The organism is uncultured Clostridium sp. (assembly GCF_937920395.1).
Classification (GTDB): domain Bacteria; phylum Bacillota; class Clostridia; order Clostridiales; family Clostridiaceae; genus Clostridium_AD.
The window spans coordinates 1-13,160 of sequence record NZ_CALEVF010000055.1 but is presented as its reverse complement, the minus strand read 5'-3'; the positions used below and the strand labels follow the sequence as shown (position 1 = coordinate 13,160).

The 13,160-nt window shown below is 29.7% G+C and carries 11 protein-coding genes; 8 read left to right on the top strand and 3 right to left on the bottom strand.

All coding sequences use genetic code 11. From position 1 onward, the window contains the following. Window positions 1–81 precede the first annotated feature (81 nt). The 8 genes from Q0649_RS06525 to Q0649_RS06490 all read left to right on the top strand — a co-directional run bounded on the left by Q0649_RS06525 (window position 82) and on the right by Q0649_RS06490 (window position 10,405). Window positions 82–777 (top strand): HIRAN domain-containing protein, encoded by a 696-nt coding sequence (locus Q0649_RS06525; RefSeq protein WP_298839056.1) that lies wholly within the window; start codon window positions 82–84, stop codon window positions 775–777. Between the two features lie 263 nt (window positions 778–1,040). Further along, window positions 1,041–2,498, top strand: a complete 1,458-nt coding sequence (locus Q0649_RS06520; protein ID WP_298839053.1) for a class I SAM-dependent DNA methyltransferase — start codon at window positions 1,041–1,043, stop codon at window positions 2,496–2,498. A gap of 4 nt (window positions 2,499–2,502) precedes the next feature. Beyond that, the gene (locus Q0649_RS06515; RefSeq protein WP_298839050.1) at window positions 2,503–3,705 is read left to right on the top strand and encodes a restriction endonuclease subunit S; all 1,203 of its coding nucleotides are present in this window, start codon (window positions 2,503–2,505) and stop codon (window positions 3,703–3,705) included. Between the two features lie 19 nt (window positions 3,706–3,724). Then, a complete protein-coding gene (locus tag Q0649_RS06510; RefSeq protein WP_298839048.1) occupies window positions 3,725–4,156 on the top strand; it encodes a hypothetical protein in 432 nt (143 codons plus the stop codon). A gap of 70 nt (window positions 4,157–4,226) precedes the next feature. After that, complete coding sequence (locus Q0649_RS06505; RefSeq protein WP_298839045.1) at window positions 4,227–4,676, top strand: AAA family ATPase; 450 nt, start codon at window positions 4,227–4,229, stop codon at window positions 4,674–4,676. Between the two features lie 39 nt (window positions 4,677–4,715). Continuing rightward, window positions 4,716–5,276: an ATP/GTP-binding protein gene (locus Q0649_RS06500; RefSeq protein WP_298839043.1), complete on the top strand. Its 561-nt coding sequence runs from the start codon at window positions 4,716–4,718 to the stop codon at window positions 5,274–5,276. Window positions 5,277–5,374: 98 nt separating this feature from the next. Beyond that, complete coding sequence (locus Q0649_RS06495) at window positions 5,375–8,725, top strand: DEAD/DEAH box helicase family protein (protein ID WP_298839040.1); 3,351 nt, start codon at window positions 5,375–5,377, stop codon at window positions 8,723–8,725. 222 nt (window positions 8,726–8,947) lie between these two features. After that, window positions 8,948–10,405, top strand: a complete 1,458-nt coding sequence (locus tag Q0649_RS06490) for a GIY-YIG nuclease family protein (protein WP_298839037.1) — start codon at window positions 8,948–8,950, stop codon at window positions 10,403–10,405. An 89-nt stretch (window positions 10,406–10,494) separates the two neighbouring features. On the opposite strand, the gene Q0649_RS06485 is transcribed toward Q0649_RS06490, so the two are convergent. The 3 genes from Q0649_RS06485 to Q0649_RS06475 all read right to left on the bottom strand — a co-directional run bounded on the left by Q0649_RS06485 (window position 10,495) and on the right by Q0649_RS06475 (window position 13,012). Continuing rightward, entirely contained in the window at window positions 10,495–10,851 is a 357-nt protein-coding gene (locus tag Q0649_RS06485; protein WP_298839034.1) for a YtxH domain-containing protein, read from the bottom strand. Between the two features lie 57 nt (window positions 10,852–10,908). Beyond that, window positions 10,909–12,282: an amino acid permease gene (locus tag Q0649_RS06480; protein ID WP_298839058.1), complete on the bottom strand. Its 1,374-nt coding sequence runs from the start codon at window positions 12,280–12,282 to the stop codon at window positions 10,909–10,911. A 100-nt stretch (window positions 12,283–12,382) separates the two neighbouring features. Then, window positions 12,383–13,012, bottom strand: coding sequence for a hypothetical protein (locus Q0649_RS06475; protein WP_298839030.1), 630 nt, complete (start codon window positions 13,010–13,012; stop codon window positions 12,383–12,385). Window positions 13,013–13,160 lie beyond the last annotated feature (148 nt).

Below are 13,160 nucleotides of genomic sequence, written 5' to 3'. Positions count from 1 at the left end.
TAACGGCTTAAAAGTTAGGCGGTTCAATGATTGCAGAATTGCGCAATCGGCTAATGATATATTTTAGAAAGGAGGAAAAGTATGTCTACAAGGAATGGAAAAGATTATATTTATTTAGTATGGAAAGAGCCTAAAACAAGAAGACAATATATTGTTGGACAATTATCAAGAAACGGACAATTTGAATTTAATTATGGTTTTGAGGTTAATGAAGCAATAGAAAGAGACTTTAAATTGTTAATTTCTTTTGATGATATTAAGAAAACATATAAAAGTGACATACTATTTCCAGTATTTTCAAGTAGGTTGCCAGATAAAAAGAGAAATGGTATTGATAAAATTCTTTATAAATATGGTATGGAAGAATATGATGGCTATAAATTATTAAAAAGAAGTGGTGCTAGGTTACCCATTGATAATTTAGAGTTTATTGACCCCATATTAGATGATGACAATGGTGATGTTAAAAGAATTTTTTATTTGGCTGGACCTAGGCATTATATCGGATGCAATGGAGAAAATTGTGCTAAAGCATTAGATTTAAACGCTGGCGAAAGTCTACAATTAGTGTTAGAACCCCAAAATGAATATGATAAGAATGCAATAAAAATTGTCAATGAAAACAATGTAAATATTGGTTATGTACCAAGATATTACAATGGATGTGTTGCTGAGTTAATTAATAAAGGGTATATGTATAGTTGTAATGTTTATGAAGTTCAAAAGGATAATAATTGCAATGAGTGTGTTAAAATACAATTAAAGATGAAAGAATAAACTTTTTATAATAGTAAGATAGTTTTATAAAAATAATTTTAAAAAAGTTAGCCCACTTCAGTGATGAAGTGGGCTAACTTTTTTATGAGGGTATAACGTTGAAAATACTTGGGTAGTAAAGTTGTACAAAATGTAACTGTGTATACATAAAGTGCGAGGAAATACAAAAATAAGATTATAATAGGAAAGTAGAAAAATAAGCGTTATAATATAATTGCATTAGTGTATATTGATGCAATTATATTTTTTTTGGAGGAAAACTAATGATTACAGGAGAATTGAGAAGTAAAGTAGATAAAATATGGGAAATATTTTGGACAGGTGGCATATCTAATCCATTAGAAGTTATAGAACAATTTACATACCTTTTATTTATTAAAGGTTTAGATGATAAAGAAATAATAAGTGAAAATGAAGCAGCGTTTTTAAATATAGATTTTCAAGGAATGTTTGCAATTGATAAACAAGATTTAAGATGGAGTAAATTTAAAGATTTTGAGGCTGTTGAAATGTATAGGGTAATGCAACAAGAGGTGTTTCCATTTATAAAGGACCTTCATGGAGATGAGAATTCTGCTTATTCAAAGTATATGGGGGATACTATTTTTAAAATACCAACTCCATTAATGCTTTCTAAAATAGTAGATGGAATAAGCAATATAGATATGACAGGAAATGATACAAAGGGAGACCTTTATGAATACCTACTTTCAAAAGTTGCTACAGCAGGTACTAATGGACAGTTTAGAACTCCAAGGCACATCATTAATATGATGGTAAAACTTATGAAGCCAACACCAGAAGATATTATATTAGATCCAGCAGCAGGTACTGCAGGATTTTTAGTATCTGCACAACAATATTTAAGGGATAATCATGCTGATTTATTTTTAGTGAAAGGATTAAAAAATCATTTTAATAACACTATGTTCTATGGTTTTGATATGGATAGCACCATGCTAAGAATAGGTGCAATGAATATGATGTTACATGGAGTTGATAACCCTAACATTGAGTATAAGGATTCTCTTTCAGAAGTGAATACGGATAAGGATAAGTTTACATTGGTACTGGCAAATCCGCCTTTTAAAGGAAGTCTAGACTATGAAGCAGTATCAGCTGATTTATTAAAGGTAACTAAAACAAAGAAAACTGAATTACTATTCTTAGCCTTATTTTTAAGAGAATTAAAAAAAGGGGGACGGGGGGCTTCAATAGTTCCAGACGGAGTGCTATTTGGCTCAACTGGAGGACATAAATCCATAAGACAAGAAATAGTAGATAACCACAAATTAGAAGCAATTATATCAATGCCAAGTGGAGTGTTTAAACCATATGCAGGAGTATCAACAGATATCATGATATTTACCAAAACAGGCAGTGGTGGAACAGATAAGGTATGGTTTTATGACATGAAGGCTGATGGATATAGTTTAGATGATAAGAGAAATCCTACTGCGGATAATGATATAGATGATATTATAGAAAGGTTCAATAATTTAGATAAAGAAACGGATAGAAAAAGAACAGAACAATCTTTCTTTGTACCGGTAGAAGAAATAAGAGATAATGGTTATGACCTTTCTATTAATAAGTATAAGGAAATAGAGTATGAGGAAGTAGTTTATGATGCTCCTTGCGTTATTTTAGATAGAATTAAGGGATTAGAAGAAGAAATAGTAATGGGGATAGAAAATTTAGAAAGAATGATAGAGGGATAATGATATGAAATATACTTTGGCAGATTTATTTGAAAAACCTATAAGTGGTGAATGGGGAGTAGACTTAAATGAAGGAGAAAAAGGTGTTAAAGTTATTAGAACTACAAACTTTACTAATTTAGGAAGATTAAATTTAAGTAATATTGTGGTTAGAAATATAGATACTCAAAAATATAAAAATAAGATTTTAAGATATGGAGATATAATAATTGAAAAATCTGGTGGCAGCCCTACTCAACCAGTTGGAAGGGTCGTTGTATTTGAGGAAAATACTGATGAAAAATATTTTTGTAATAACTTTACATCTATATTAAGACCAACAGAAATTATAAATTATAAGTTCTCATTATATTTACTTAAAGATCTATATAATAGGAGAAGAGTATTAAGGTATCAAAATAAGACTACAGGCATCATAAACATAAGGATAAATGAATATATACAAGGCACTGAAGTCTCAATACCTAATAAGGAAGTGCAACAAAAAATAGCGGAAGTTTTAGATAAAGCACAAGAATTAATAGATAAAAGAAAAGCTCAAATAGAAGCTTTAGATGAACTAATAAAAAGTGTTTTTTATGGTATGTTTTCAGGTGAACAAAAAAAAGAAAATTTAGAAAACTTATGTTATCCAATTACAAAAGGAACAACACCATCACCAAAAAATATATTTAGAACAGAGTTTAAAGATGCAATACCTTTCTTGAAAGTATATAACATAAAAGATGATGGAAGTATTGATTTTGAGTATAAGCCTTCATTTATTTCAAGAATCACTAATGAATCAACATTAAAAAGGTCTATTGTATATCATAATGATGTATTGATGAATATTGTGGGACCACCTTTATGTAAAATAGGGATAGTACCGAAAACATTTGATAAGTGGAATGTAAATCAAGCTATTGCTATATTTAGAGTGAAAGAAAATTTAAATCCAATATATTTATTATACTGTTTAAAAAGTGATGAAATAACAAATTATATTTTAAGTTTAGCGATAGGAATAAGACAGCAAAATATTAGTTTAAAACAATGTAGAGAATTAGAAATAAAAGTACCACCAATGGTACTTCAGAATAGGTTTGCTATAGCAGTAGGAAATATAGAAAAACAAAAGGAACTACTCCAACAAAGCCTAGCCGAGTTAGAAAACAACTTTAATAACTTAATGCAAAATGCCTTTAAAGGAAAACTATTTAACTGAAAAAGGGGATGAGAATTTTATGGGTGAATTTTTTAATCATGTTGAGAAATTACCAATATTAATTAGAAAGTTAGTAGAATCACCAAAGTATAGGATTGATACTCTTACTGAAGGCAAAATTAAAGAAATACTTAATGAAAGCATGCCAGCTAAAGGTGTATATTTAATGTATGATAAAGAAGTCCCTATGTATGTGGGTAGGTCAAAAACACTAGCACAGAAAATTGGTACTGATGAGAGATCGCTAGGAGAAATGCAAGCTACAGTTTCTAAGAAAATAATGAAAATAGAGAGTAATGATTTTTTAACAATGAAAGATGCTCGAAGCTATTTATTTAATAATTATAATGTGAAATTTATAAAAATGGATGATGAGGTATTAAGGGCTATGTTTGTTATTTATATAGCTACTGAACTTTCAACACCGTTTAATAGCTTTATGGAAACTTAATAATATGAGTTAAGTATCGAGTAGAGAAATAAAAAGCAATATAAAAAGGAAAGCTGAGGTGTACTGACTATTGAGTATAAAAGAAATATATCTTAAGAACTTTACTGTATTTAAAGAAGAACATTTGAAATTTTCGAATGGTATTAATGTATTTATAGGTGAGAACAGTACTGGAAAAACACACTTATTAAAGTGTATATATGCAGCTTGTGAAATATCTAAAGAAGGTAATAGAAACATTGATAATATAAGTAATTATTTTGTTGGCGCTTTAAAGAGTGGAGAATTTTTTACAAAGCAGACAAAGCCACTGGTATTGGTAGTTAGACCACAGGATGATGGAATTATAAAAGATAAGCAATATTTAATGGGAGAATTGCATATTAATTTAGTAAATAATTCAACTAATAAGTCTATACAGAAAATTGATGTGGGTAGTGATGATGAATGTTCTTATGAAATAGGATTTCCAGATAAAGAACAAAAGGCTTTATTCATCCCTGCAAAAGAGATGTTATAACATTCAAAGGGTTTTTTAGCACTAAATAATAAGTATGACATGCCATTTGATAAAACTTATATAGATAGTATTACCAATGCTGAGCTTCCAGAAACTAAAGAAATATCAGCATTAAATAATAAGTTATTAAAGGCTATATCAATAATAATTGATGGTGAAGTAGTATATGAAAATGATACTTTTTATGTAATAAAAACCAATGGAATAAAAGTAGAATTTTCATTAGAGGCCGAAGGGCTTCGTAAGTTTGGACTTTTGTGGAAGTTAATAAGAAATGGATTGATTGATAAAGATACAATACTTATATGGGATGAGCCAGAAGCTAATATTAATCCGGAATTAATACCAGTTATTGTAGACATACTTATAACATTACAAAGAGAAGGCATTCAGATTTTTGTGGCAACGCATAGCTATAATTTTTCTAAATATTTTGAGATAAAGAGAAGTAGTAAAGATAAGGTTATATATCATAATTTATATAAAACAAGCGAGGGTATTAAGTCTGAAAGCAAAGAGTATTTTGGTAAATTAAAAAATAATTCTATAATTGAGGCTGATTCTAAACTTTTAGATGAAGTTATAGATAAAAGTTTATAATTTAGAAGAGTGGAAAGAAAAGTTTCCACAAATTAAAATTACAAAAGTAGTGAATGCAGATACTTAAATAATTTATATGTAAAATGGGGGATTATGGTTTGGGGAACTTTAATTTTTTAAGTGATAAAGAGATTTTCAAAAGTTTTACACCAGCGTGTATTGAAGCTGAGAAGAGTATATTAATAAGTTCGGCTACTTGTGCAATATTAACAAGAAGGGCGTTGGAGTTAGCTGTAAAATGGGTTTATAGCTTTGATCAGGATTTGAAATTACCGTATCAGGATCAATTATCGAGTTTAATTCATGACAATAGTTTTATTGTGCTTGTAGATGCAAAGATGTTGAGGCTTCTAAAATACATAGTGAGCCTTGGAAATGTAGCTATTCATACAAATTCTAATATTAAAAGGGAAGAAGCAATTCTCGCACTTCATAATCTTCATCAATTTGTTTCGTGGATTGATTATTGTTATGCTGATAATTACACTGCAAGTGAATTTGATGAGGATATTTTGTTACAAGGTGAAGATACAAGAACAAGACCAGAGGAGCTTAAAGACCTTTATGAAAAGTTAAGCTCAAGGGATAAGAAACTTGAAGAAATAATAAAACAAAATGGAAAACTTAGAAAAGAGCTAACAGAAAAGAGAAAGATTAATACTATTACTGAAAATTATGATTTCAATATAGATGAAATATGTGAACTGGAAACAAGAAAAAGATATATTGATGTTGAACTTAAACTTGCCGGGTGGGATTTTGGCAAAGATATTGGCGAAGAAATTAAAGTTGATGGCATGCCAAGCAATACAGGTTTTGGGTATGTAGATTATGTATTATATGGAGATAATGGCAAGCCAGTAGGTGTTGTTGAGGCTAAAAGAAGTAGTGTGGATCCAAAAGTAGGACAGCAGCAAGCAAAATTATATGCTGATTGTGTAGAAAAACAGTTTAATCAAAGACCTATTATATTTTACACTAATGGTTTTGAAACATATTTATGGGATGATTTTAATGGTTACTCCGAAAGAAGAGTATATGGTTTCTTTAAAAAGGAAGAGCTACAATTATTAATAGATAGGAGAATCAGTAAAAAATCATTTAAACAAATTGAAATGAAAGACAGTATAGAAAATAGATATTATCAAAAGGAATCAATAATTTCGGTATGTGAAGCAATAGATAAAAAGCAAAGAAAGATGCTTTTAGTAATGGCAACAGGTAGTGGAAAAACAAGGGCTGCCATATCACTAGTTGATGTTCTAACAAGACATAATTGGGTTAAAAATGTTTTGTTTCTAACGGATAGAAAGGCTTTAGTTAAGCAAGCAAAAAAGAGCTTTTCAAAGCTTTTACCAGACCTAGCCTTATGTAATCTTCTTGACAATAAAGACAACCCAGAAGAAACAAGAATGATATTTTCTACCTATCCTACTATGATGAATGCCATAGATGATACAAAGTCTAAGGACGGAAATAGGTTATTTACTCCTGGACATTTTGATTTAATAATAGTTGATGAATCACATAGAAGTATTTATAAAAAATACAAAGCTATATTTGATTATTTTGATGCTTATCTTCTAGGGTTAACTGCAACTCCAAAAGATGATATTGATAAAAATACATATAGCATATTTGATTTAGAAAGTGGGGTACCAACATATGCCTATGAGTTAGAAAAGGCAGTAGAGGATAAATACCTTGTAAGCTATGAGGCTTTGGAATATGAGTCAATGTTAATGAAAGATGGCATAAAATATGATAAGTTATCTGATGAAGATAAGGCAGCTTATGAGGATACATTTGACGATGATGACACTATAGGTGAAGATATTTCAAATACGGCTATTAATGAATGGTTATTTAATGATAATACAATTGATTTAGTTTTAAATAAGTTAGTGGAGGAAGGACTAAAAACTGAAGGCGGAGAAAAACTTGGTAAAACTATAATTTTTGCAAAAAATAATAGACATGCAAAGGTTATTGTTGAAAGGTTTAACAAACTTTACACTGAGTTAGGGGGCCATTTCTGCAAAGAGATTGACTACTCTATTAAATATGTAGATAGCTTAATAGAAGATTTTTCAGATAAAACAAAAATGCCACAAATTGCGGTTTCAGTAGATATGTTAGATACAGGAATAGATATTCCAGAGATATTAAACCTAGTCTTCTTTAAGAAGGTTAGATCTAAATCTAAGTTCTGGCAGATGATAGGGCGAGGTACAAGACTTTGTCCTGATCTTTTAGAGGTAGGAGTGGATAAAGAAAAATTCTTAGCATTTGATTTCTGTAACAACTTTGATTTCTTTAGAGTAAACCCAAAAGGGTTTGATGGTGCGACTTCTCAAAGCCTTACAGAAAAAACATTTAATTTAAAGCTAAATATTATAAAAGAACTTCAAGACCTTAAGTATCAAGATAGTGAATATAAAATTTTTAGGGATACTTTAGTTGAAAATGATGTGTTAAGTATAAATTTGTTAAATGAGGATAATTTTAGAGTACGAATGGAGCTCAAGTTTGTTCATAAATACAAACAATCAAGTGAGTGGATATCACTTGGAACATTAAGTGTAAATGAAATTAAAGAACATCTATCTTCCATAATTACACCATTAAATGATGATGAGTTTGCAAAAAGATTTGATGTAGCGATGTATACAATACAGCTTGCAAAGCTTCAAGATGGAAATGCAACAAAGCCTATTAAAGCTGTAATTACAACTGCACAGGAGCTTTCAAAACTTGGAACAATACCAGAGGTACAAGCTCAAAAGTATGTAATAGAAAAGGTTATGACAGATGAGTTTTGGGAAAGTGCAGATATTTTTGAATTGGATTCTGTTAGAGAGGCTTTAAGGGACTTGTTAAAGTATCTGGAAAAAGAAATTCAAAAAATCTATACTACACACTTTGAAGATTTAATTGTTAGTGAAAATAAAAGTGGGGCATTCTATAATGCTAATGATCTTAAAAACTATAGAAAAAAAGTTGAATTTTATCTTCATGAGCATAAGGATGAACTTGCCATTTTTAAGCTTAGAAATAATAAAAGGCTAACTAAACAAAATTTAACTTCATTGGAAGATCTAATGTGGACACAGCTAGGCTCACATGATGACTATAAAAAAGAATTTGGAGAAATGCCAGTTAACAAATTAGTTAGAAAAATAGTAGGTTTAGATAGATTGGCTGCTAATGAAGCTTTCGCAGAGCTTTTAAATAATGAAAATCTAAATGCAAAGCAGTCACATTTTGTGAAACTAATTGTTGATTACGTAGTAGTTAATGGCTTTATAGATGACAATAAAGTTCTTATCGAAGATCCATTTAGAAGCATTGGTAATATTACAGAGTTATTTAAAGAAAATATGGATGATGCGAGAAATATAATGGGGATCGTTGAGGGTATTAAGGTGAATGCTGAGGAAATAGGGTAAGTGCAATTAGATTGGCTTATAAAATTAAAGAATAGTTAGAATACTCTGAGAGTAATATATTGGAGTATTTACTTTTTTGTAGAAATATTAAAGGATATTTCTGGAGGTTTGTTGAATTGTGTCAGTAGAGTGATTTAGAGTTGTTAATAGATATAAAACCCATTATGTTTATAATTAGAAAGTGAATGGCTTTAAACATAATGATTAAGGTAGGGGGATATTATGATTAAATTAATAAAAGAGTTGTTTAGCTTACACAAAACTATTAAAGATAAACAAAAGCTGATTTTTGAATTAGATAATAACATAAATAATAAAGAAGAATTAAAAGAACAAATTAAAAATGAAGCTAGACAAGAAGCAAAAAAAGAGGCGACTGAAATTGTATCAAATGCTAAAGAAGAATTAGCAAGAATTAAAGAAGAAATATCTAAGCAAAATCAATATGTACAACAAATTGAAGAAATAAAAGGGGAATATGATAAAATTAGTAAGAAGGTATCTAAAGAACATAAGAAGTTATCTAAAATCAATTCAATATATGATAGAATTCAATATTTAGTAAAGAAATATGAAGAATATGATATCTTTAATGAGAATGTATCTAATCTAATATTAACTGATAATGAATATAATGATTATTTAGAATTAAATCCTACAATTGAATTGAGGCTTCATAGTATGGATTTTAAAGAATTAAAGAAAGCATATAATATAAATGAAAAATTAATAAAAGAAACATTTATTAGATATGAAGGTAGATACACGACAAAAGCGAATGTAGCAATATATAAGTTAATGGTAATTGCTCTAAAAGCAGAACAACAGAACATATTGTCTAATTTGAAGTATGATAAAATTGATAAATCTATTGAGGACATTAAGAAGACAACCGATAAGTATTTAGTAATAGCTGGTGAGGGAAACAAGAGCATTTTAAATACTATTACTAAATTTGTAAATGAAATCGAATATATGTTTATAAAGTCTATGGAAATTGAATACGAGTATTACATAAATAAGGAAAGAGCAAAAGAAGAACAGGCACGATTAAGAGAACAAATGAGGCAGGAAAATGAAGAAAGAAAAATATTGGAGCAACAGAAAAAGCAAGTTGAGAAAGAAGAAGAAAAGTATATCAATGAGATTACTAAAGTTAAAGAAATGTTAATCTTAACAGAAGATGAAGAAAAACTAAAACAGTTTCAAGCTAAAATATTAGAATTACAAACTCTACTTGAATTGGTAGAACATAAGAAAGATGACATAACTAAGTTACAAAATGGTAAAGCTGGCTATGTGTATATTATAAGCAACATTGGTTCATTTGGTGATGAAGTTTTTAAAGTAGGGATGACAAGAAGGTTAAATCCACAAGATAGAGTTGATGAATTAGGGGATGCAAGTGTTCCATTTTATTTTGATGTTCATAGCTTTATTTTTTCGGATAATGCAGTTGGATTAGAACAGAAACTTCATAGTCTATTAGATAAACAAAGAGTAAATAAAATAAATTCAAGGAAAGAATTTTTTAATGTAAGCATAGATGAACTTGAAAAATTAGTTCAAGAAATAGAACCATCTACAGAATTTAATAAAACTATGATTGCAGAACAATATAGGCAAACAATTTCAATTAATGAGGAGATGGTCAATTTGAAGAGTAAAAGCTCATTTTAGATAATATTAAAGCACCATATTTCTATAAGAATAAGGTGCTTTAATATTTTTAATCATATAATCTATTATTTAAATACTTTTTTTCAATATTATTTAGATGAATTTTTGTCATCAGTAACAATATCTTTTGAGTCTTTTTTCTTATTTAAGTATTCAGAGAGTTTTGTTTTAGAATCTGTTACACTACTTTTAACATCGGTAACTTTATTTTCAATGGTGTCCTTAAGTTCTGTAGTTTTATCTTTAATATTGTTGGTAATATCTTTTGATGACTTAACGATATCATCTCTAGTTTCCTTACCAGATTTTGGTGAGAAAAGTAATCCTCCTAATAAGCCACTAAGACTTCCTGCTACAGTACCGATAGCTACTTTTTTAGCAGTTCTAATTTTTGCTTGTTTTTGTATTTCTATTTTCCTATTTTTAAACCAATTTGAAAATATCATAATTATTTCCTCCTTAAAATTTTAAATGTTTATTATTTTAAAATTATTTTAACATTATTAATTTTGATCACTATATTTTCTTGGTTTACTGTGTTGGAGTATACTATGATGCCTACCATACATAAAGTAAATAGCTAACCCAATTAATAACCAAATTATAAATCTAATCCATGTTTCTAGAGGTAATGCTGTCATTAAGTAAACACAAGCAATTATAGTAAGTATAGGTATAAAAGGTACAAAGGGACATCTAAACTTTCGCTCAGCATCTGGCATAGTTTTTCTTAGTACTATAACACCAATTGACACAAGAATGAAGGCAAATAATGTACCTATATTACATAATTTTATTATCTCTTCTAGGGGCAAAAGTCCTGCCATAATAGCGGCTATACTACCTGTGATTATTGTGCAAAGTGTAGGTGTTTTGTGAATAGGGTGAACTTTTGAAAATACCTTTGGAAGTAGTCCATCTCTTGACATAACCATAAACACTCTTATCTGTCCATAAAGCATTACAAGCAATGTTGAAATCATTCCTATAACAGCACCTGTTCCAACCAGAGCAGCTCCCCAGTTAATACCAAAACGTTTCAATGCATCTGGAATAGCATTATTCTGACTAATTTCTTTAAAGGGAACCATACCTGTTATAACAACTGCAACTGCAACGTAAAGTACAATTACAACTCCAAGGCAAATAGCAAGTCCACGAGGTACATCTCTTTTGGGGTTTATAGTTTCTTCAGCGGCAGTCGATACTGCATCAAAACCAATATATGCAAAGAACATTATTGAAGCACCTGCCATTACACCTTTCCATCCATAAGGAGAAAATGGCTTATAGTGAGCTACACTAATATGAAATACACCAAGTACTATAAATAAAATAATCACACCAATTTTAATTAAGACTATGACGTTATTTAGTTTGGCACTTTCTTTTATGCCTATAAATAATATCCATGTTACAAGGCCTACTATAAAAACAGCGGGTAAATCAATAATCCCGCCGGCCGATGGTCCAACAGATATTGCTTTAGGTAAATCAAGTCCAGCAGAGCTTAAAAGCCCTACAAAAGTTCCTGACCAACCGGAGGCAACTGCAGCGGAGGAAACTAAATATTCAAGCATTAAGTCCCATCCTATAATCCAGGCTATAATCTCACCAAAAGCAATATATGAATATGTATAAGTACTACCTGCTACTGGAAACATTGTAGCGAGTTCTGCATAAGTAAGGGCACAAAGTCCACTTGTTATTGCAGCTACAATAAATGATAAGACAACTGCCGGGCCTGCCATATGTGCACCAACACCTGTTGAAACAAAGATTCCCGTACCAAGAACTGCACCTATTCCAAGTGCTGCAAGGTCAGTCGATGTAAGATTCTTTTTTAAATCAGTTTTTTTTGCAGCCTTAAGCTCCATTTTTAGTGACTTTTTCTTCCATATTCTCTTCCAAATAAGTTTCAAAATATTTGTCTCCTCGTGTATATTATTTTAGTTTATAATAAATTTTCTTTAAGAGTTAGTCATACTTCTGTATTAATCTAAGTACTTCAATAGATGCTTCGAATTTTCTCTGAACATCATCACTTTCCATAGCATTCTTTATATTTTCTAGAGCCAATGGTAGCAACTTTATCAAACTTTCATGTAAATCAATATTGTCGATAGTAGCTTCTTTTTTAACTAAAAACGCCTTAAATTCATCTATACGATGTTTTAGATGTGCAACATAATTTTGGGCGCCTAATGATCTTCGAACAGCTTCAGGTAAACTAGATCTGCTAATAGGGTTGTCCTTGTTAATAAATTCAACTTTTCTTTGATGAGGATAACCCTCAGCTACTTTAGTTGAATCATAATAATATGGACTTGTAACTTTTGCAAGATATATCTTATCTCCATAAGGGATAATACATAGGTCACCAACCTGAATATTATTTACAAATTGGTTGATAACACCAAGCTTAACATTTGAACAGGAATAATTATTCCGAGCAAGCTCTGTAAGAAGCTTGTTTTTAGGCATGTCTGTTAAGTCAATTAAGTTACTCCAACCTATTGCAATTATGTCATTTTCTAAAAACTCCTTTAATCTATTAATGTTTTCAGGATTGGTTCTTACCAACCATAAATCATCAAAATCTAACAATATAAACCCTCCTATAATTTATTTATTATTATCACTATACAACAAAGCCGACTAAAAAGCAACTAAACTCTACTAAAATTTACTAAAATAATAATAGAAGGTAGTGTAAAGTGATCTATGAAAAAATGAGATCAACTAGTTGGGCTTG